Genomic DNA, 21,956 nt, shown 5'->3' on the forward strand with positions numbered 1-21,956 from the left:
ATTGAAACTTATTCTGTGGCATCTGAATGCCGACAGGCGTGATACTCAGCTCACCGTAAGCAAAAGCCCCGGTGTGGCACCCGTCTCAACTCCATCCACCATAGTGACTTCGCCGTTGACGAGAACGAACCGAATACCGACGGCGCGCTTTACCTTGCGCCAGTCTCCGCCCGGAAGATCGAAGACCCGCTCATAGGGCAACTGAGGTTCATAATGCAGCGTCGCATGGTCGTAGATCATGATGTCGGCATAGCAGCCGACCTTGAGCATACCGCGATCGATGAAACCTGCGGCACGCGCGTTGCGAGCGCTCAGTGCCGCGTGCAGATGTTCCAAAGACATCTGGTTGGTTTCCCGCGTCAGCAACACAATCATATCGGTTGACCAGAAGCCGCCGTTGCCGTGCTTGCTGTGCGCCCCGCCATCGGACAGACCCGGAAGAACCTTAGGATGCCGGGTGACTTCCGCCACGCTTACGCCGTCATCCAGTCCTGTCAAAGGATTGGAGAACATGCAGTCGAAGCCGCTATCATCGAGAATGTCGAGAAACACCTGAGCGACTGTCCGACCGAGCTCGTCCGCGATTTCGGGGAGATATTTGCCCTCAAAAGGCTCGAAGCGCGACGCAGGGCCTGAATGCATCAAAATGAAACGCTCTAACGAACGCCTGCTAGATAAGGTATCGGGCCCGTATGTTGATTCGAAACGATTTCGGAAGTCGGCGCTTCTGACCAACGCAATCTTGTCCTCCCGGCTGTGGGCTGCCGAGAGCTCGCGGAAGATCGGCGCGCTATCCCAGTTGTTGTAATTGAGTGGGTCGATATCCAGTGGCTTGCGGAACGTAAAGCCCTGCGACCAGATATCCAGTCCTCGGGCATTGGCCTTGTCGATCCAGTCCATCACCTCCCGCTGCACCTCGAGATCGGTCCCTGCGACAATGATATTGTGAAATACCGGGCGACCGCTGCGGTGGGCCAGTTCCTCAACCACATCGCGGCGCGCACCGGCAACATTGGGAAACTCGACAATAATCTGGATGGCCCCTTCGCCGCGCTCACGAAGCACGTCGGCCAGGATGTACGCCTCCTGCGGGTCCATGACATCGGTCGGCATCGGAGTCTGGTCGTAGTCGACGTGGCTGTTGCCCTCGGCCCCTAGGAACGAGAAGGAAAAGCCGCACGCGCCCGCGTCCATCGCCTCGTTCAGGATGCGGCGCATCTCCGCCCGTTCCGCGTCGGTCGCGGCCCGCTTTTTCGCCTCGTCCGCGCCGATCACATAGGACAGCAGCGCGTTCATCGGCAGATAGGTGGCGACATTCACCCCCTTGGGAAGCTGGCGCAGGTGATCGAGCCATTCAGGAAATGTCTCCCAGGTCCAGGGCATTGTCCGCTTCATCGCATCATAGGGAACCTGCTCGGTATTCTCCATCATCAGCATGTAGCGATCGCTGTCGCCCGGACGGACCGGCGCGAAGCCGAAGCCGCAATTGCCGAGCATGACGCTGGTCGTCCCGTGCCAGCCCGACGCGGTGCAATAGGGATCCCAGTGGAGCTGCGCGTCATAATGCGTATGCAGATCGACCACGCCGGGTGCGACGATCAATCCGGTTGCGTCGATCTCCCGCGTACCACGCTCGGGAATGTCTCCGATCTTCGCTATCCGGCCATCCGAGATGCCAATATCAGCGACGAAACGGTCGCCGCCAGTTCCATCGATAACCGTTCCCCCTCGGACGACAACACTATACTGCATAACAATCTCCATCACCCTGTCATCGACTGAATTCATAGCCTCAGAAACTAATATCGGCACCCACACCATAGGTACGGGGCGTCCCATAGGAGACAAGGTCTCCCAGCGACTGTTCGCTACCCTGCGACAAATAAGTCGTATTTTCGAGGTTCGACCCGAAGATCCGAAGCCGCAATGGACTTCCTTCCGGTTGAAACGAAATTTGCGCGCTGATCAAAGAATAGGCGGGTTGTGTAAGTCTATTAGCCGGTTCGAAGAAGAAGCTGCTTGAATGGTAATAATCTCCGCTGAGAGTAACCTCACCCCCTGCCGCCCGGAAACTATACTCAGCCCCCAGGGTCGCAGTCCATTTCGGCATCCGAACAAGTCTGTTACCTGAAAGATCACCGGTACATGTTGTATTTCCGCCAGTTGCCGTCGAACTGGTGATAACGGCGCTACCGCTGAAACAAGTCAGACCCGCCGGCGTCGAAGTGAACGGATTGGGGATCGAGATTGGTCCATCCGGAAATGACGAATACTCTCCCCAAGCATATCCGACTGAGGAATGTATCCTAAGCTTTCCGTAAGAAATACGCGGAGCAACATCTAGCTCCATCTCCAGCCCCCGGGCCTTCGCCTTAGCGGCATTGACGGCAATTATAGATCCCGCGACGACCTGGTTTACCGCCAAATTGTCATAGTTGTAGAGATATCCGGCAATATTGAACGAGACCTGCTTGTCAAACAGTTCGGTCTTGATACCCGCTTCGTATGAGTCCAGCACTTCTGGCTTGAGTACAGGTTGAGTGGGGGTTGCACCGTTAAAACTGCCGCCTCGATACCCCCTGTTCATTGACGCATATATGAGAATGTCATCCCCGAACTTGTGATCGAGCGCAAAACGCCAAGTCAATTTTCCCGTCGATTTCTTGACGGGCTCGGTCAGGCTGGCAGCAGCAATAATTTCCCCTGTTAGGTCAGTTACGTAGCCATCGCTGGTTCTATCTTCATGCGTGTAACGAAAACCCACAGTCAGGTTAGTCGCATCGCCAAGCGCATACGTCCCCTGCGTGTAGGCGGCGTACGCTTTGGTAGTAATGCGCGAGAAGCGGCGCAGGTTGAGACTTGCGCGTACCGCGGATGATGTCTGGATGGGATCGGCCCCGCCCAGCGTCCAGTAGTAGAACAGTCCCGAAGTCAGGCTTAGCGCACCCAAATCCGCCGCAATGAATAGTTCCTGCTGCAGGCTCTGATCGAACTGGTAGATATCCACGTCCGCAACGGCGACTGAAGACGCGTCCTGATCATACAGGTAACTCGATGCGGTTTTGCGATAGGCCAAAAGATTGTGAAGACTGACAGAGGTGGAAAGATCAACGCTCGCGTCTAGCGTTGCGCCCCACTGGTACAGACTGTGTCCGGCCGAGACGTTGCTCTGGGTCTCACGCGCTCTCAAGGACCCAGGGCTGCCAGTGAAGAAATTGGTGCCCGGAATCGGCTGCCTGTTCAAGCCAATCCCGCCATCTGAGTGCTGGTAGTCGCCCGCCAGATTGACCGTAAGCCCGCCCGCCTCGTACTGAAGCTCAGTCCGCCCGGCCCAAAAATTCTGCCGGTCGATGTCCTCGTTGAGGAAAGTGTTGCGGCCGTAACCGCGCCCCTGCTTGCGTCCCGCCAGAGCAATACTCATAGCGAAATCCCTGCTGAGCCCGCCGGTAGCGTAAAGATTACCGATGATCGTGTCGAAGTTTTGATAGCTGGTGCTGATGTCCACCGCGGTGATGTGCGAAGGGTCTTTGGTGACGACCTGGATGAGACCGCCCGTGGTGTTGCGCCCAAAGAGCGTACCTTGAGGGCCGCGCAAGACTTCAACACGTTCGATGTTGTTGAAGTTGAACAGCGCCGCCTGGGCCGATTGGATGTATACGCCATCGACATAAGTTGCCACGGCGGCATCCGTACCCACCGTACCCTGAGCCGTGCCAATGCCACGAATGAATGGCGTTACCGAAATGTTGGTCTGCGTCATCGTCAGGCTCGGCGTCAGCTTAACCAACTGCTGAGTGTCAGGCGCCCCGGCACGCACCAGCGCATCCGAACTTATCGCCGTAACGGCGAGCGGTACGTCCTGCAGGTTTTGCTGACGGCGCTGGGCGGTGACCACGATCGCTCCAATATCGCTCGCACCCTCGTCGCGTGGTTCAGTTTGCGCCAAGACCGGGAAGGAGACCGAGGCGAATAGACCCGCGATTATAACACTTGAAGGCATTTTTTTCATTTAATCACCCTCCCGATCGTTCCTCTATGGACGTATATTTTTCGTTCGATCGAAATTTTGCTTTTTATAATTCCATATATATTATTATTAGCGCTTGTGATTTTCGCGCAATTACGAAGGCGCCTCAATCAGGACTTTCAGAACCAAGCCGAGACATTTTTATAACATCGCATTGCCATTACGTCTCTCTCACAGCCCACTGTTCGAGACATATTACGGTTGAGATAGCTGGCCACCTGCGGCCCCAAAGGGAATCGATACTGACTGGATTCGGGCAAGCTGAGATGTCGGGCTATACCGCCGTCGGCGCGCCCGCCACGCACGCCAGCGAGCCCGCCCGTCGGGCCCGATCCTCATTTGGGGATGATCCAAGGCATCGGGTACAGCTCGCCGCCCCCCGACGCCAGGTTGAATTCACTTTTTTCCAGAACAGCGGCGTGGCCACTGTACTAGGCTCAGGCCCCATTGATCCGAGAGGCATGATCTGATTCAGGCTCCGCAAGGAGACTGAACATGAGCGACCTGTACTGGCTGACGGACGAGCAGATGGCGCGGCTCCGACCGTATTTTCCCAAGAGCCACGGCAAGCCACGAGTTGATGATCGGCGGGTGCTGAGCGGGATCATCTTCGTCAATCGCAACGGGTCGCGCTGGCGTGATGCGCCGAAGGACTATGGCCCGCACAAGACGCTCTACAACCGATGGAAGCGATGGGGCGAGATGGGTGTCTTCCTCCGCATGATGGAAGGGCTGGCGGCCGAGGGCGCCGATCCGAAGACGGTCATGATCGATGCGACCTACTTGAAGGCGCACCGCACGGCATCGAGCCTGCGGGTAAAAAAGGGGATCTCGGGCGGCTGATCGGCCGCACCAAAGGAGGCATGAACACCAAGCTTCATGCCGTCACCGATGCCAACGGTCGTCCACTCAGCTTCTTCATGACCGCAGGCCAGATCAGCGATTATACCGGTGCTGCTGCGCTACTCGACGACCTTCCCAAGGCGCAATGGCTGCTGGGAGACCGCGGCTATGACGCCGACTGGTTCAGGGAAGCCCTTCAGCAAAAGGGGATCAAGCCCTGCATTCCTGGACGGAAATCCCGTCTCGATCCCATCAAATACGACAAGCGTCGCTACAAACGCCGCAACCGCATCGAAATCATGTTCGGTCGCCTCAAGGACTGGCGCCGCGTCGCCACCCGCTACGATCGGTGCCCTACGGCCTTCTTCTCAGCCATCGCTCTCGCCGCCACCGTCATCTTCTGGCTCTGATCAATGAGTCCTGAGCCTAACTCAATCATGCTGTCAGGCCAAATCACCCAGGCGAAGCCTTAACCCAATGAGTTCGGCGTTTGATCAATGCCGTGCGCTCAACTTGGACCACCAGTTCGTCACGCTGGTTGTAGCCATAGTGGCAGAAACGGACGACGCCGGCATCTTCGCGATCACTATCGCTCTTCTCCAGCACTTCCGAATAGGCATAAAGGGTGTCGCCATGTGTGACCGGCTTCTTGAGTTGAACATTATCGAGACCCAACTCAGCCAGAGCGTTCTCGCAGCAGTCCTGCGTCGAAAGGCCAAGGATCAAGGAGAAGGTAACACCGCCATAGACGACGATGTGACCCGTTCCCCTGATCGCTACCAGATGCTCGTTGAAATGGCCCTGCGCCGTGTTGAGAACCATGTTGGTAAATAGCACATTCTCAAGGTTCGTAACCGTCTTGCCCCGGGCATGACGAAGCGCAGCCCCCACTTCGAAATCTTCGAAGTAGTTGTCACTTCCAGTAAGCGCTTCCATTTTCATATGTCCATCCGCTTCTTGCGAACCAGATTTGATCGGCGAAAACCGATCACCCGGTTGTCGTCCTGATCGAAACCTTCCGTCCGCCATGTAACGATGCCGTTGGCCGGGTTGCTCTCTGAGGTTCGAACCTCCACAGTCTCGCTGCGTGCCACCAGGGTGGTGCCAGGATAAACCGGCCGATCATAGGTAAGATCGTAAACGCCGAGAAACGGGCCGCCTATCTCGCTGCAATCTTCAACGCTCATTCCCAAAATTGTGTTGAAGACGAGCTGCGGATTCACAACGATGTCGGGATGGCCATGCTCGATTGCGAAGGAACGGTTTAGGTAGAGCGGATTGAACGCCAGGATGAGCGTGGAAAAAAACAGCGTGTCCGCCTCCGATATCGTGCGGCCCCAATGGTGATGGAATATCTGGCCCACTTGAAAATCGTCGAATATTCGGCCCTTGAGCACTAACTTCGCTCTCGCACGCACATCTTCGGTCATTTTGGACTCCAATTGATATGGGCCCAGCTTTCGTTAGGACGCCACCTTTTATGTCTCTTGCGCGGCTGGATTTCCAAGTGGGCGCGCTAGAGCCGCACCGTGACGCATTTCAGCTGGGTATAATGATGAAGTGCCTCGATGCCCTTTTCGCGCCCGTAGCCGCTTTGCTTGAACCCCCCGAACGGGGTCTCGATGCCCCCCGCAAGATATTCGTTGATATAGACCTGGCCAGCTTCGAGACGAGCCGCGACCCGATGGGCTCTGCTCAAATTCTGTGTGTGGATTCCCGCAGCTAGGCCGTATTCCGTAGCGTTGGCGATCCGGATCGCGTCCTCCTCGTCGTCAAACGGGATAACCGAGAGGACCGGCCCGAAGATTTCCTCGCTGGCGGTCCGCATCTCTGGCCGGACTTCGTAGATCGTCGGCGGTACATACCAGCCATCGCCTATACCATCGCCCGAAAGCGCCTTGCCCCCGGTCACCAGCTTGGCTCCCTCTTGCTGCGCAATTTCAAAATAGCCCAGAACCTTGTCATACTGGGCGCGCGTGATCATCGGGCCGAAAAATGCGTCGGCAACCGGTCCCAACTTCAAGGCCTCTGCCGCCGCCTTCAGCTTCGCCAGGAATTCGTCCTTGATCGATTTCTGCACGAGAAGCCTCGTGCCGGCGACGCAGATCTGCCCGGCGTTGCCTGCAAATCCACGCAAAGTGCTGGGAACGGCGGTTGCCAGATCGGCATCGTCAAAGACGATGTTCGGCGACTTTCCGCCTAGTTCGAGGGTGAGCGGAATGATGCGTTCAGCAGCGATCTTACCGACTTCCCGACCTGCACGCACGCTGCCGGTGAACGATACTTTCCGGACCTTGGGATGCTCGACGACAGCTGCTCCCACCCGCGCGCCGACGCCAAGCACCACGTTCAGCACACCAGCCGGAAGGCCGCTTTCGACTGCGAGCTGCGCCAGCCGAATGGCAGAGGTTGAAGTTTCCTCAGACGGCTTTGCCACCACCGTGTTCCCTGCGGCAAGCGCCGGGGCGATAGCGCGCGCGGCCTGGTTTACGGGAGCATTCCATGGGAGAATGACGCCCACCACACCAAAGGGTTCACGGCGGGTATAGGAGTGATACGATGGACCTAGGTCAATCGTATCACCGTGCAGCACGTTGACCAGTCCACCGTAGAACTCGAAGTATGCAGCCGCAGTCTCCATTTGGCCTGCGGCCTGCGCCTCCGGCATGCCGGTGTCAGCGACTTCCGCCGCCGCAAGTTCCGCAATCCGCGACCGGATGTTCCGGGCGATCTCCAGCATCACTCGACCCCGCGCGATCGGCTTCTGATCGCGCCAACCCGGGAGCGCCGCGATAGCCGCCTGGACGGCCCTGTCGACGTCAGCGCTCGTGCCGTTGGCGACACGGCCGATCACCGCGCCGGTTGCAGGGCTAAGATTGTCCACGAAGTCGCCGGATTCGGACTGTTCCAGCCTGCCCGCGATGAAGTGGTTTAGAGTCTCAACCATGATATACTTCCCTGCTGTTCTCAAAACTGTACCTGAAAAGTTTCGTCGAACTCATTCCGGACGAGCAAAAAACTTCAAAGCCGTACCCCGTCACAGGCCCATCGCATCGGCCTTGCGCAATATGTTGCGCACAACCCGGATCGATGCAACGTCGACCATTCTGCCGTCGACGGAAATGGAGCCCAGTCCGGCCGCCATGGCCTCGTCAAACTTCTCTTCCACCTTACGCGCCCACGCGATCTCGTCGGCGTCGGGCGAGAAAATCTCGGTCACCAGAGCGATCTGGTTGGGGTGAATCGCCCACTTGCCGACCATGCCGAGCTGCAATGCCCGCCTTGCCTCGCGACGGAGGCCTTCGGGATCAGTGAAACGGCCGTATGGCCCGTCGACCGGATCGAGCTTTGCAGCGCGAGCGGCCATGGCGATCCGAAACCGTGCGTAATGGAACATGTCGCCCGGATAGCCCTCGGTCGCGCCGATATCCTTGACTTTCATACCCTGAGACGCGCTGTAGTCGCCCATGCCGAATATAAGGCACTCCAGCCGGTCGCTGGCGGTTGCAATCTCTTCCACGTTTTGCAACCCTTCGACTTCCTCGATGAGGACCTCAATCCCGATGCGGCGCTCAAGCTTCAGCGATTTCTCCATCTGGCCTAGCAGCAGGTCGAGAAAGCGAATGTCGCCGGCTTCCAGCGCCTTGGGCAGCATGATCGTGTCGATGTTATTCCCTGCGCCTTCCACGAGCTGGATAACGTCTTCATAGCACCATTCGGTACGCACGTCGTTGATACGCACGCATCGAACCGTCCTGCCCCAGTCCAGCGTGTTCAGGGCGTTGATCACATTCTTTCTGGCCTGGTCTTTCTGCGACGGAGCGACCGCATCTTCAAAGTCGCAAAAGACATGGTCGACCCCGGAAGCTGCCGCTTTCGCCAACATCTTCTCGCTGATCCCAGGAACGGATAGCTGACACCGGCGCAGACGTTGCGGACGTTCATTCACTTGGCAGTTTCCTTCTGCAATGCTTCGCGCGAAGCCTTTTTCGTTTCAGCGACCTGGATCCAGTCGGCGGGTGGCATGGCAATCGCCCCCCTCTCAGCCAAATCACGAATTGCGCCGTCATCCATGCCGAGTTCCCGCAAGACTTCGGCCGTGTGTTCACCGTGACGCGGAGCACGCCGATGGATACCGCCCGGCGTCTCACTCAACTTCACCGGCACGCCAACGGTTTCTATCGGCTTGTCAATGCCGGGATAATCGATGGGGACGATCATGTTGCGAGCACGGAAATGGGGGTGCTCCATGATTTCTGCCGAGTTGAGTACCGGCCCATAGGGAACAATGGCGCCCAATCGCTTGGTGAGTTCCGCCTTGCTATACTTCTTGGTGACTTCCGATATGGCGTCCTGCACGGCCTTTTTGTTCACCGCACGCTGGGCCGTCGTCACGAATCCCTCTCGATCCGCCAGTTCCGGAACGTCGAGAGCCTTGCAAAGGCGTCGCCAGAAATCATCCTTGTGGGCGCCGATCGCGATCCAGCCATCGGAAGCGGGGAACAATCCGAACGGGGTTCCGACCGGATGGTGGTTACCCTCAGGACCGGCCACGTAGCCTTGGATTGAGTACTGGTGAATAATCCGCTCGCAGACCGCAAGAACAGAGTCCAGCATACTGATGTCCACGTACTGGCCGCGACCTGTTTTCCGTGCATGATGGACGGCCGCGAGAATACCGAAGGCACAGTGCATTGCCGGGATCGTATCACCCACCCCTGGCCCGACCTTCGTCGGCATATTCTCTTCGGGGCCGGTGATCCCCATCATGCCGCCCATCGCCTGAGCCACGACGTCAAAGGCTGGCCAGTCCTGCAGGGGGCTGCTGCCACCCACAGTGTCGCCAAAGCCCCGGATTGAGGCATAGACGAGCTTTGGATTGTCTTCCCGCAAGACGTCGAACGACAGACCGAGACGGTCCATGACACCAGAGCGGAAGTTTTCGACCACCACATCGGCGTTAGCCGCCAGCTTCCTGACGATTTCGCACGAGGCATCCGATTTCAGATTGAGCGCGACGGAACGCTTGTTCCGGTTCACGCTTACGAAATAACCCGGAAATACATGTTCTATATCTTCCGGCCTGCATGGCTGGGCATGCCGCGCCAGCTCGCCTTCAATACTTTCTATCTTTATGACCTCGGCACCATGATCAGCCAGCATCATTGTAGCGAATGGGCCCGCTAGCATTTGCGTAAGATCAACTATCTTCAGATCCGAAAGCGCACCACCTGATCGGGGCTCTCCCATTACACCTCTCCTTGAAAACCACGTCCGGCTCTCACTCACCACTCATTGGGATGCACAAAGCATGACATTTGATATGGCTGGGCTTCGGCTGTGTCACGATCTAGAAACGCCCAAGCCTGTCTTATTACCCTTGTGTTTTCGCGCGGCTATTTCTCGCCTGCGTCTCTTCCCTCCTGTAGTAGTCCGTTAATGACAGTCGGGCCTTTCCTGGACGTGGCATCGTTCACGTTGGTGTCCCGCTGGTAGCGAAGCGATCCTGGAGAGACTTAATGAATTTCGACCTCGCAGAAGAACACAGCATGCTTGTCGACCTCGTCCGTCGATTCGTGCGCGACGAACTGCTTCCATTGGAACCGGCGCTGCTGGACCGCGAGGCCAACACCGGTGAGCTCAAACTTACGCCTGAAGAGTTGCAGCGCCTCGATGAGGCCAGCCGGGCCATGGGTCTGTGGGGCCTGGACGCACCCGAATCAGTCGGCGGGACCGACTTGCCTTATGTCGCCATGGTGGCCGTGAACGAGGCATTGGCCCACTCGATCACGCCCTACACCCTTCCGCCCGACAGCCCGAACCTACGGATGCTCATGGCGGCGGTCAACGACCAGCAGCGCGCCGCCTACCTTGAGCCTTACGTTCGCGGCGAGACGATTTCGGCCATCGGCATTTCCGAACCGGGAGCAGGTTCCGACCCTGCGGGAATGACGACCCGTGCGGACCGGGACGGCGACGATTGGCTTCTGAACGGCCGCAAGATCTGGATCACCCGGGCGGCCGAGGCGGACTTCACGATCGTGATGGCTGTCACCGATCGCGAGAAAGGCGCGCGCGGCGGCATGTCGGCGTTCCTGGTTGATCGCGATGCTCCAGGCTTCAATGTCACCCGCCGGATACCGATGATCGGCGGTCAGGTGTCTTACGAGGTGGAGCTTGACGACTGCCGGGTGCCCGGTTGGAAATTGTTGGGTGCCGAGGGCGGCGGCTTCAGTCCGATGCAGGTGAGGCTCAGCACACGCCGTGTGGAGATGGCTTCCTGGTCGGTCGGCATGGCCCAGCGTGCGCTCGACATGATCCTTGAATTCGCCCCCCAGCGAAAGACGTTTGGCGCTGCACTCGCTGATCGGCAGGCGATCCAGTTCTGGGTTGCCGAGGCAGCGACGCGGATACATGCGGCTCGGCTTATGATCTACGACTGCGCGTGGAAACTCGATGAAGGCCGCGACGTGCGCTCCGAGATCTCGATGGTCAAATGGTATGCCACGGAAATGGCTTACGAAGTGGTCGACCGGGCAATGCAGACGTTCGGAGCCATGGGAATGACCAAGGAAATGCCGCTTCAGATGATGAGCGGGCGCCTGCGTACCATGCGGATTTACGACGGTCCGACCGAAATCCACAAGTGGGTGGTTGCGCGCGACCTGTTGGGCCTCCGCCGATGAGCGTCGTCGCGACCACCGATGGCCATGTCGGCATAGTCACACTGACCGGCGCGCCGCACAACTTCGTGTCGTCGAGCATCATCACCGAGCTTGCCGAGCGCGTGAAGGCATTCGACGCCGACCCACTCATTCGCGCCATCGTGCTGCAGAGCGAGGGCAAGAGCTTTTGCGCGGGCGCCGACCTCAATCAGCAGCGCTCAGCCGATGAACGGCGGACGGAGATGACGGCACTCTACGGGGCGGGAGGACGCCTGTTCGACTGCGAGACGCCGATCATCGCCGCCGTGCAGGGGCCGGCCGTCGGGGCGGGCCTGGGCCTGGCCCTGGTAGCGGACTTCCGCATCGCGGCGCCGGAGGCCCGCTTTGTGGCGAACTTCGTGAAGCTGGCCTTTCACCCCGGATTTGCCATCACCTCGACTTTGCCTGAACTGATCGGGAAGCAACGCGCGGCAATCATGCTGCTGACCGGGCGACGGATCGACGGGGCAGAGGCCTTGCGGTGGGGCCTGGTGGACGAGGTACACCCATTGGTGGAACTCGCGAGCCGAACTTTGGCCTTCGCACGGGAAATTGCCGAAAACGCGCCGCTGGCTCTTCGCGACACCCGCAGGACACTCCGCATGGGCATGGCGACCCGCGTGGTCGATCGCTTGGCTCACGAGCTTGAGCATCAGATCGCCTTGATGGAAACCGAAGACTTCCGGGAAGGCGTTCGCGCCGTGATCGAGCGGCGGCCCGGAAACTTCGTGGGCCGGTAGAAGCCGGTTCGCGCCAGGCGCGCCAGCCGGCCGTCCCTGCTGAGGGGAATTGCCAGCTTGCCGGATCCCCCCTCCAGCGGGCCGCCAAGATGCGATCCGCCGGGGGAAGGATCGCAACCAGCCTTCGCCAGCGCGGAATCTGGTCACGGCGCCAGATGCCACCAAACCACCTTCGATTTCATATCAGCAAATATCCCCAACGCTCGCGCATTGATCGCATTTGTAATAATTAAACAATCATTCGAGCAAAGCATCGGCCGGCATTGTTCCGTGGCATCCACCGCACTATTCAGTCCGTGGAGACAATAATTAAAAGAGATAGTATAGATGACGGCAGTGAAGCCCCTTTCATCGGTTTTAAACCGCCTGAACCTGCCTCAACTCTTGCTTATTGACGGAGAATTGCAGGCTGCGTCTTCCGGCAAGACTTACGAGGTACACGATCCGGCGACCGGCAAGCCAATCGCATCAGTGGCGCATGGCGCGAGCGCGGACGTAGATCTGGCGGTCTCGGCCGCACGCCGGGCCTTCGAGAACCGACGGTGGCGAGGATTGACCGCCGAGGCACGATCTCGGATTCTGTTGCGGCTGGCTGATCTCGTCGAAGTTCATGCCGAGGAACTCGCCCATCTGGACATTCTGAACAACGGAATGCCGCTGGCCATGGCCAATGCGCTGGCAGCCGCGTCTGCGGCTCGCGTCCGCTCGGCAGCCGCCTTGAGCTCGCGCATTTACGGCAAGAACGCTTCGGCCGCGATTTCGGGAAACGGCTCCGAGATGCATGCCTATACCGCAAAGGAGCCGGTCGGGGTGGTCGGCTTGATCCTGCCGTGGAACGCTCCGATGGCATCGTTCCTTGGTAAGGTTTCCACCGCTCTGGCCGCAGGATGCACGTGCATCGTGAAACCCGCAGAAGCGACTCCGCTCACGGCTTTGCTTCTTGGCGAACTGGCCCTGGAAGCGGGCGTGCCACCCGGCGTCGTGAATGTCGTTCACGGCTTCGGGGATGCTGGCCAGGCACTGGTCGATCATCCCGATGTAGACAAGATTTCCTTCACGGGCTCGACCGCCGTGGGAAAGCAGATCGTTCGATCCTGCGCCGACAACCTCAAGCGGATCACCTTGGAACTGGGCGGAAAATCCGCAAACATCATATTCGACGATGCCGATATGACCGTCGCCATTCCCGGGGCCGCGCACGCCATTTTCATGAATGCGGGGCAGGCTTGCCTAGCCGGATCCCGCTTGTTCGTTCAGCGCCGAGCCCTCGATACCGTTCTGGAGGGCCTCAGCGATATCGCCGGCAAGATCAGGCTCGGCAGCGGATTCGATCCGGAGACGCAAATGGGGCCATTGGTCTCCCAACGGCAGCTTGAGCGGGTAACCGGTTACATCGAGCAAGGGCGGACAGACGGTGCCAAGCTGGTAACCGGCGGCGGCCGTCGCGATGGCGACGGCTACTTCGTCGAACCCACCATATTTCTCGATCCTCCCGCCGACAGCGGAATATATCGTGAAGAGATTTTTGGCCCGGTACTGGTCGTCAAGTCGTTCGACAGTATCGACGAGGTCGTCGAGGCAGCGAACGACACGCGATATGGTCTGGCCGGCGGGGTGTTTACAACAAATGTGAACACGGCCCATCTGGTCGCGGGGCAACTGAAGACCGGAACCGTCTGGGTGAATTGCTACGGACATCTGCACCCAACGATGCCGTTTGGTGGTTACAAGGAATCCGGATGGGGTCGCGAGATCGATGAACAAGGCCTTGAAGCGTTTCTCGAAACCAAGTCAGTCTTCGTCAAATTGAATCAATAACGTGAATGACCCGTCGATTTTCCCTGCGATACTGGGCCGGGCGGCCAACCCCAGTTGACGAAAACGCTGCCTTCTCGTCGTCGTTGTGCTTGGCCTCAAAAATGGATCGGACTGTAGGCATGCTTGCAACCTGCAAACTTTCCTCTTGCCTTCTACGCGGCTTTATAGCCTCGCTCGGTTTTATTTCTTTGGTATCGTGCGAGAATACCTCCAATATTGCTGGTGGCAACAACAACGACATAATCATGTCGGGCACGGATGGCGACGACTGGCCAGCATTTGGCAGGACATATGATGAGCAACATTATAGTCCTTTAACGGAAATAAACGGCGGCAACGTTGCTACGCTTGGCCTTGCCTGGAAAATAGACCTTCCCGTGTCGAATGTAACGTTCACGCAACCGCTAGAAGTTGGCGGCATACTTTATTATACTATAGGATATAGCGTAATATCTGCCGTAGACGCCACGACCGGCAAAGAGTTGTGGATCTATGATCCTCATGTCACAGACGAGATCGGCGAGAAACAGCGAGCCAGTTGGGGGCCCCGTGGGATCGCGTACTGGAATGGAAAGATTATCGCATCGACACTCGATGGAAAGTTATTCGCAGTCAGTGCAAGTAGTGGCAAGCTGCTCTGGTCACAGGATACCACCGAAGGACCAAATGACGGCCGCTTTATCAGCGGCGCGCCCCGCGTGTTCCGTGGCAAGGTCATCATAGGTCACGGCGGCGCTGACACCGGAAATGTTCGCGGCTATGTCACGGCCTATAATGCGGATACCGGCGCGCGTCTCTGGCGTTTCTACACTGTCCCGGGCGATCCGGCGAAAGGTTTTGAAGACGACGCACAGCGCATGGCCGCAAAGACATGGCGCGGCGAATGGTGGAAGCGCGGCGGCGGCGGAACTGCCTGGAATGCCTTTACCTATGACGCCGAATTGGACAGGATTTACGTCGGCACGGGCAATGGCGCGCCGTGGAACCAGGAGCTTCGCAGTCCGGGTGGCGGCGACAATCTATTCCTGTCTTCCGTTGTCGCCCTGGACGCGAATACCGGAAAATATGTCTGGCATTATCAAACCAATCCCGGAGAAAGCTGGGATTTTAATTCGACGATGGATATGACCCTGGCGACCGTCAATATCGATGGCAAAAGCCGTCGGATATTGATGCATGCTCCGAAGAATGGCTTCTTTTACGTTCTGGATCGTGATTCCGGCAAGCTTATCTCCGCCGAGCCATATACGACCGTAAACTGGGCCAAAAGCATTGACTTGCAGACAGGTCGGCCTGTCGAGAATCCCGAAGCCCGTTTCCCGGATGGCAAAGGCAGGATCCAGCCCGGATCGGCCGGCGGCCATAACTGGATGGCGCAGGCTTTCAGTCCACAAACGGGGCTGCTCTATCTGCCGACCACGGAACGAGGGATGTCTTACGATCGAACGGGCATCGACGCGAAGTCGTGGCAGCGCCAACCGAACATGGTCCTGGATTCGGGATACAAACGAAACCCCATCACCGCGCCTTTCCCTGCTGGACCAGAGTATGCAAGCGCGCTGAAGGCGTGGAACCCGGTGACGCAAAGGCCCGCCTGGTCCATCCCGCAGCGCGGTCTCTTCAACGGCGGGGTCCTGGCGACGGCAGGAAATCTGGTATTCCAGGGCAATGCCGAAGGCTATCTCGTGGCTTATGCCGCCGATACGGGCAAAGTGCTGTGGCGCTTCAATGCCCAGAACGGAATTTTGGCAGCGCCGATCGCCTATCGTGTGAACGGCCGACAGTACCTTACCGTGCTGACCGGATTTGGCGCGATTGCGGGAGGCATGGGGCCCGATTCAGCTCGTCTAGGTTGGGATTATCGCCAGCAGCAGCGTCGGGTATTGACCTTTGTTTTGGGAGGCCGGGAAACTTTACCGCCCTACAAAAAGGAGGTGGAGCCTATTCTGCGTACGCCGGACTTCAAGATCGACGCCGCATTGGCGCTAGAAGGGGCTACGATCTTCGGTCGCAAATGCATGGCCTGTCATGGGCCAGGCGCGATCGCGGGCGGCACCGGCCCCGACCTTCGCAAGTCGGCAATCGTGCCCGACATGGATGTCTTCGATCAAATCGTTCGGCAAGGCGCGGCAAAGGGGCTGGGCATGCCAGAATTTGATGAGCTTAAAGCCCACGATCTCCAGGCTTTGCAGCATTATGTTCGGCAACAGGCTGCCCTGGCCAAAGACGAATAGCGTCAATCAGGTGCTGAACGCTGCGCGGCCACAATCAGGATGCCGGGCGACTTGTCCTAGCGGGATCAAGCCATCGGCGAGCAGCGTCCGCGACATTGACTGCACACCTTGGCTGAGACGGCTGATGGCCTTTTACCGGGCCCGGGTCGTACACCGTCAAGTTTCGTGGCAACCTTTGATGTCGCGACAATGCCCTGAACTGCTCCCTTGATCTGGCGCGCGGCGTTCAAGAGATGGGATGCGGGATTCCCCAGGACTATCGGCTTTCCCGTCGAATCGGGGCTGAATGACTGACCGGCTGAGGCCGGTAGGATCATGCGGAGGGGCTGAAGCCAGCATCCGACTGAAGTCGGAGGGGTTTCTCCTCATGGACTCTAAAGCCATTCCAGCTTTCGGACACGCCGGGTAATCTTCAAACTTGTATGTAATGGTTTGGAGACCATCCGAATTCACCTTGTCGAGCACGCCAAAGCCTCATTATCTGGACGTCTACTTGCTGAGGACGCATCATGGCCCGTGAAATTGAATATTGGAGCAACCTTGTTCAGCCTGCTGATAAGGGCGTGGCGGGGATCGTCGATTGGGCCTGTCGCCTCGAAGCCGATGGCTGGCACGGCGGCTCTCTGGTCGACAGCCAATGTTTTCGTTCTGATGCCTTCGTCACCCTGGCAGGGTGCGCCGCCGCCACCACGCGGCTGCAACTCGGCACCGGAACCAGCAATCCGGTAACGAGACACCCCTCGGCCCTGGCGGCAGCCACCGCAGGCTTGCAAATGCTGTCCAAGGGCCGAATGATGCTGGGCATCGGGCGAGGCGATTCGGCGCTGGCGCATGTGGGCGCGTCTCCGATCTCGGTGTCGCTGTTTGAAAAGTCGTTGGCGACGCTGCAAGCCTATCTTCAAGGCAAAAGCGTCCCACTCGAAACGGCTGCGGATTTTCTGCCGGAAAAGATCCGAGGGTTTGACAAGCTGGCACTTAACCACGCGCCCGAGGGAAGCAGGTTGACATACCTGCCGAACGAATTCGCCAAGCCGGCGATCGAAGCGGCCTGCACGGGGCCCAAAGTGATTGCTGCGGCCGCACGTCATGCCGACGCGATCTCGTTCTCGCTTGGTGCTGATCGAGAGCGCCTCAAATGGGGTATCGAAGTGGCGCGCGAAGCATTGGTCGCCGCAGGCCGCGATCCGTCGCAGGTCAAGTTTGCTGCCTTCCTCCCGCTGTTTCCCCATCCCAACATCGATGTCTCGCGAAAGCTCGCCGAGGGGCGCGTGTCCGTCCACGCCCGTTTTTCCATCATGAACAAGCAGATCGTAACGCCGGCCAATGAAGTTCAGCGCGAAACTTTCAAGCGCGTGGCAGAGACTTACGATATGGCGAAGCACGGCTCGGCCGGTAGTGATCAGGCACAGGTATTAAGCCCGGAGTTCATCGATCAATTCGCGCTGACGGGCGATCCGGAGAGCTGCATAGAGCGGATCAATGCAATCCTCGAACTGGGCTTCGATCGGCTCCACCTTTGGGCAGCAGCAGGCGAATCCGAAATGGGTACAGAAAGTTACACGATGGCTGCGGAAAAGGTTCTCCCCAAGCTATCGCATACTATCTAAGATTTTCGAGAACGGCGCATGTGAACCTTAAGCCGCGGACCCTTTAGACCAGGATCGCCATGGCACACGCAGATCATGAACTGATCAATCGACTGCTGAATTCCCCTCTCGAAGCAGTTTTGGCGGAGGCTCGCGGCATCCGCGATGAGCGCGGCCCGGCGCGTATGACCTATTCGCCAAAGGTCTTCATCCCACTGACACGGCTCTGCGCCGACGTCTGCCACTACTGCAGCTTTGCCACGACGCCCTCGCGGCTGCTCGCGCCCTACATGAGCGAGGCGGAGGTGCTCGATGTCGCCCGCGCCGGCGCGGCGGCCGGGTGCAAGGAAGCGCTGTTCACCTTGGGCGACGCGCCTGAACGCCGCTACGCCGCTGCGCGCGAGTGGCTGACGGAGCGTGGTTTTACGCGAACCATCGACTACGTCCGACACTGCGCCGAGCTGGTGCTCAGGGAAACCGGCCTGCTGCCACACGTGAATGCCGGCGTGCTCGAGCAGGCCGACTACGACATGCTGCGCCCGGTCGCGGCTAGCTGCGGCCTGATGCTGGAAAGCACGTCGGAGCGGCTGCTCGAAAAGGGCCAGTCGCACCACGGATCGCCGGACAAGGTGCCGGCGGTGCGCATCGCCTCGCTCGAAGCTGCAGGGCGCGCTAAGGTGCCGATGACGACCGGCATCCTGATTGGCATCGGCGAGACGGCGGAAGAGCGGATCGAGGCGCTGCTCGCGTTGCGCGACATCCACGCGGCTCACGGCCACCTGCAGGAAGTCATCGTCCAGAACTTCTGCCCCAAGCCGGGCACTCGGATGGCGGAAGCACCCGAACCGAGCGACGCCGATTTCCTCCGCGTCATCGCCTCAGCCCGTATCGTTCTGCCCGACGACGTCTCGGTCCAGGCCCCACCCAACCTCAACGGCGAGCGGCTGGTCGAGCTGATAGAGGCAGGGATCGACGACTGGGGCGGTATTTCCCCTGTCACCCTCGATCACGTCAATCCCGAAGCCCACTGGCCCGAAATCGCAGTGCTCGAAGAGGTCTGCGCCAGCCTGGGCCGGCCGCTCGTCGAACGCCTGACCGTCTATCCGCGCTTCGTCGCCACCGACGATGCGACCTGGATCGATGCCAAGCTCAAGCCGGCCATTCTCAAGCTCTCGGACGCCGAAGGCCTCGCGCGCGACAGCCGCTGGAGCCCTGGCGTCGCCGATCACGCTCCCGCGACGCCGCAGCAGCCGCTAGGCTGCGTGCTGCCCGGGCCGACCGCACCCGCGCTCCACCGCATCTTGGACCGCGCCGCCAACGGCAACGAACTGTTGGTGGACGACGTCGTCGCGCTGTTCACAACGCGAGGGGCCGCTGCTCAAGCGGTGGTTGCGGCCGCGGACACCCTGCGCCGCCAGGCCAAGGGCGACGAGGTGACCTTTGTGGTCAACCGCAACATCAACTACACCAACATCTGCACCCATTCGTGCAGCTTCTGCGCCTTTTCGAAGACCAGCAGCAAGGCCGGTTTCCGTGACAAGCCCTACAACCTCGACCTTGCCGAGATCGCCGACCGCGCCCGCGAGGCAGTGGCCAAAGGCGCCACCGAAGTGTGCCTGCAGGGCGGCATCCACCCGAGCTACACTGGCGAGACCTACCGCTCGATCGTCCGCGCGGTGAAGGACGCCTGCCCGCACCTGCACGTCCACGCCTTCTCGCCGCTCGAAGTCACGCAGGGCGCGCAGACGCTCGGCATGTCGATTGCCGACTACTTGCGGATGCTCAAGGACGAGGGGCTGGGCTCGCTGCCCGGCACCGCGGCGGAGATTCTCCACGACGACATCCGCGCGCAGATCTGCCCCGACAAATTGACCACCGCGCAGTGGCTCGGCGTCTGCCGCGATGCCCATTTGGTCGGCATCCCGACCACCTCGACGATCATGTACGGCCACCTCGAGCGCACCGAGCATTGGGCACATCACCTGCTCGCGCTTCGGCGGTTGCAGCAGGAAACCGGCGGGTTCACCGAATTCGTGCCGCTGCCGCTGGTCCACATGGAGGCCCCGTTCTACCGCAAGGGCCAGAGCCGGAAAGGGCCGACCTGGCGCGAGGCGCTGATGATGCACGCCGTGGCGCGGATCGTGCTGTTCGGCCAGATCGATTCGATCCAATGTTCTTGGGTCAAGCTCGGCGCCGACGGCGCGGCGGCGGTGCTGGCCGCGGGCGCGAATGACCTCGGCGGGGTACTTATGAACGAAAGCATCAGTCGCGCGGCGGGCGCTTCGCACGGACAGGAGATCGGCGTCCCCGAATTGCGTGCAGCGGCCGCTTCTGCCGGACGCCCGCTACGGCAGCGCACGACGCTCTACACGCTGTTCGATCGGACCGAGAGCGAGCTGGCCTATACCTTGGCGTCACCCGGGGCGATGCGCAGATAGGTCGCGCCGTCAGCCGCCAGGGTCGCGCCGCGAGTCTTGCGGTCGTACAGCGCCATGCCCAGCCGCTTCTCGGTGTCGAGGACATGGCGGCTCGGCGTTGCCTGCTTGATGTTGTGGACTTGTAACGGATTTGCGCCGGTCACCTATCTCATTATGCCACCTTGGCCTCGAATGCGAGCGGGCTGATGCCGCCCAAATATGAATGGCGCCGCCGGGAATTGTAGAACCCGTTGATGTACTGGAAAATGGCAGCTTCGGCTTGTCGCCGAGTTGGCCAACTCTGTCGCCAGATGAGCTCCGCCTTCAGGGATTTGAAGAATGTCTCGACGGCAGAGTTGAGGCTCCTATATTTGTCAAGCGGTCACAGCCGATGTTTTCGACCTGCACAGTTGGGTAAAGATTTCTCGGACGATGTAGCGTTTCAGGCACCGTATGATCTCGCTTTTGCTTTTTCCTTCCTTGGTGCGTTTGCTGACATAGGCAAGCGTCGGCGGGTGGCTTCTCATCCGAACGATGGCAACACGGTAAAGAGCGGCATTGGCCTGGCGATTGCCGCCGCGATTAAGCCTGAACCGATTAGTCTTCCCGCTTGATGCGGGGATTGGACACACGCCGCAAAGCTTCGCCAAGGCGGCCTCTGAACGGATACGAGCAGGTTCATCGCCAACAAGGATGAGCATCTCTGCCACGGTCATCGTTGCGATCCCATGCGATCCAAGTAGATTTGGCGCTGCTGCGGCCACCAGCTTTTCCAGCTGTCGATCATGTTCTCGTATTTCCTCGTGCAGTGCCAACCAGCGGCGAGCCAGAGCTTGCATCGCTGTTTTCGCCGATGACGTTGTGCATTTTATGGCGCCGGGGCGGAATGCGGCTATGTGACGGATCAGCGCAACTTTGCCCTTAATCTGATCGAGAGTATCGCGTAGCGCTGCAGGTGCGTTGATGATCAATGTTTTCAGGGTAATCATGGCCTGCGATCTGCTTTTTACGGCAGAGTCCCGCACGATCTTGAGATGACGGATCATCTCGACCGAGCCGTCCTGTGTTTTCGGCTCTGCAATGGCCTGGCCGCTGAGAACTGATCGTGCGGCGCCTTCGGCATCAAGGCTATCATTTTTGCCATGCCGGTATCGCAACTGTCGGTTGGGCCGCGTTACTTCGAGTACGGTATGGTCATGTGCGCGAAGATGCCGTGAGAGGCCGGCGCCGTACGAACCGGTTCCCTCGATTCCAAATGCCTCCACCTTTCCCAGAGAAGTTGCCCAGTCCTCAAGAGCGCCATATCCCTTCGTGTTTGCCGGGACAGAATAAGTGGCAAGCTTGGCCCCATGCAGATCGATTGCCACTGCAACATGGGTGGACTTATGGGTGTCGACGCCAACAATGACGCCACTGATGTTGGTACTGGTCATGTCCTGTCCTCTCTGAACGGTGCCCGGGCACCGTTCAGAGAGGACAGGACTGTGAAGGGGCGAACCCGTCAGGCTCCTATCAAGTCACATCTCGCCCGTTGCCAGGGCGACTTGATGACCGACACGTCAACACAATGACACAGGGTCAATCGTA

General features: G+C 59.2%; 16 protein-coding genes and 1 pseudogene. 7 read left to right on the top strand and 10 right to left on the bottom strand.

All coding sequences use genetic code 11. The features are described 5' to 3' along the window. Positions 1-45: 45 nt before the first annotated feature. Positions 46-1,764 carry an N-acyl-D-amino-acid deacylase family protein gene (locus NUH86_RS09635; RefSeq protein ID WP_267249303.1) on the bottom strand — a complete coding sequence of 573 codons (1,719 nt, stop codon included), beginning with the start codon at positions 1,762-1,764 and terminating at the stop codon, positions 46-48. A gap of 28 nt (positions 1,765-1,792) precedes the next feature. Next, complete coding sequence (locus tag NUH86_RS09640) at positions 1,793-4,009, bottom strand: TonB-dependent receptor (RefSeq protein WP_267249304.1); 2,217 nt, start codon at positions 4,007-4,009, stop codon at positions 1,793-1,795. A 513-nt stretch (positions 4,010-4,522) separates the two neighbouring features. Between NUH86_RS09640 and NUH86_RS09645 the strand changes: the two genes are divergently transcribed. Continuing rightward, a protein-coding gene (locus NUH86_RS09645; protein WP_267249305.1) for an IS5 family transposase occupies positions 4,523-5,280 on the top strand; the annotation gives its coding sequence in 2 pieces (ribosomal slippage) (positions 4,523-4,856 and positions 4,856-5,280; 759 coding nt in all). A gap of 43 nt (positions 5,281-5,323) precedes the next feature. Here NUH86_RS09645 and NUH86_RS09650 read toward each other — a convergent pair. The 5 genes from NUH86_RS09650 to NUH86_RS09670 all read right to left on the bottom strand — a co-directional run bounded on the left by NUH86_RS09650 (position 5,324) and on the right by NUH86_RS09670 (position 10,120). Continuing rightward, positions 5,324-5,812 carry a MaoC family dehydratase gene (locus NUH86_RS09650; RefSeq protein ID WP_267249306.1) on the bottom strand — a complete coding sequence of 163 codons (489 nt, stop codon included), beginning with the start codon at positions 5,810-5,812 and terminating at the stop codon, positions 5,324-5,326. Continuing rightward, on the bottom strand, positions 5,809-6,300 hold the full coding sequence (locus tag NUH86_RS09655) for a MaoC family dehydratase (protein WP_267249307.1): 492 nt from the start codon (positions 6,298-6,300) through the stop codon (positions 5,809-5,811). Before NUH86_RS09655 ends, NUH86_RS09650 begins: the two co-directional genes overlap by 4 nt. Before the next feature lie 86 nt (positions 6,301-6,386). Next, complete coding sequence (locus NUH86_RS09660) at positions 6,387-7,817, bottom strand: aldehyde dehydrogenase family protein (RefSeq protein ID WP_267249308.1); 1,431 nt, start codon at positions 7,815-7,817, stop codon at positions 6,387-6,389. A 90-nt stretch (positions 7,818-7,907) separates the two neighbouring features. After that, entirely contained in the window at positions 7,908-8,819 is a 912-nt protein-coding gene (locus NUH86_RS09665) for an HpcH/HpaI aldolase/citrate lyase family protein (protein ID WP_267249309.1), read from the bottom strand. Then, complete coding sequence (locus NUH86_RS09670) at positions 8,816-10,120, bottom strand: CaiB/BaiF CoA transferase family protein (RefSeq protein ID WP_267249310.1); 1,305 nt, start codon at positions 10,118-10,120, stop codon at positions 8,816-8,818. The genes NUH86_RS09665 and NUH86_RS09670 overlap by 4 nt, the downstream gene beginning before the upstream one ends. Positions 10,121-10,389: 269 nt before the next feature. On the opposite strand from NUH86_RS09670, the gene NUH86_RS09675 reads away from it, so the two are divergent. The 6 genes from NUH86_RS09675 to cofH all read left to right on the top strand — a co-directional run bounded on the left by NUH86_RS09675 (position 10,390) and on the right by cofH (position 20,390). Next, positions 10,390-11,556, top strand: a complete 1,167-nt coding sequence (locus NUH86_RS09675) for an acyl-CoA dehydrogenase family protein (RefSeq protein WP_267249311.1) — start codon at positions 10,390-10,392, stop codon at positions 11,554-11,556. After that, a complete protein-coding gene (locus NUH86_RS09680) occupies positions 11,553-12,314 on the top strand; it encodes an enoyl-CoA hydratase/isomerase family protein (protein WP_267249312.1) in 762 nt (253 codons plus the stop codon). The genes NUH86_RS09675 and NUH86_RS09680 overlap by 4 nt, the downstream gene beginning before the upstream one ends. A 327-nt stretch (positions 12,315-12,641) precedes the next feature. After that, positions 12,642-14,132 (top strand): aldehyde dehydrogenase family protein, encoded by a 1,491-nt coding sequence (locus NUH86_RS09685; protein WP_267249313.1) that lies wholly within the window; start codon positions 12,642-12,644, stop codon positions 14,130-14,132. A gap of 119 nt (positions 14,133-14,251) precedes the next feature. Next, positions 14,252-16,366 carry a PQQ-dependent dehydrogenase, methanol/ethanol family gene (locus NUH86_RS09690; protein WP_267249314.1) on the top strand — a complete coding sequence of 705 codons (2,115 nt, stop codon included), beginning with the start codon at positions 14,252-14,254 and terminating at the stop codon, positions 16,364-16,366. Between the two features lie 509 nt (positions 16,367-16,875). Continuing rightward, positions 16,876-17,973, top strand: a complete 1,098-nt coding sequence (locus NUH86_RS09695; RefSeq protein WP_267249315.1) for an LLM class flavin-dependent oxidoreductase — start codon at positions 16,876-16,878, stop codon at positions 17,971-17,973. Between the two features lie 59 nt (positions 17,974-18,032). Further along, the gene (cofH, locus tag NUH86_RS09700) at positions 18,033-20,390 is read left to right on the top strand and encodes a 5-amino-6-(D-ribitylamino)uracil--L-tyrosine 4-hydroxyphenyl transferase CofH (RefSeq protein ID WP_267249316.1); all 2,358 of its coding nucleotides are present in this window, start codon (positions 18,033-18,035) and stop codon (positions 20,388-20,390) included. Here cofH and NUH86_RS09705 read toward each other — a convergent pair. The 3 genes and pseudogenes from NUH86_RS09705 to NUH86_RS09715 form a co-directional block, all read right to left on the bottom strand. Then, complete coding sequence (locus NUH86_RS09705; protein ID WP_267249317.1) at positions 20,354-20,533, bottom strand: helix-turn-helix domain-containing protein; 180 nt, start codon at positions 20,531-20,533, stop codon at positions 20,354-20,356. The two genes, cofH and NUH86_RS09705, sit on opposite strands and share 37 nt — an antisense overlap. Positions 20,534-20,541: 8 nt before the next feature. Beyond that, positions 20,542-20,727: pseudogene (locus NUH86_RS09710) on the bottom strand (IS3 family transposase); the annotation flags it as partial. A 16-nt stretch (positions 20,728-20,743) separates the two neighbouring features. Further along, positions 20,744-21,802, bottom strand: a complete 1,059-nt coding sequence (locus tag NUH86_RS09715) for an IS110 family transposase (RefSeq protein ID WP_267249318.1) — start codon at positions 21,800-21,802, stop codon at positions 20,744-20,746. Positions 21,803-21,956: the final 154 nt, after the last annotated feature.

The organism is Sphingobium sp. JS3065 (assembly GCF_026427355.1).
Taxonomy (GTDB): domain Bacteria; phylum Pseudomonadota; class Alphaproteobacteria; order Sphingomonadales; family Sphingomonadaceae; genus Sphingobium.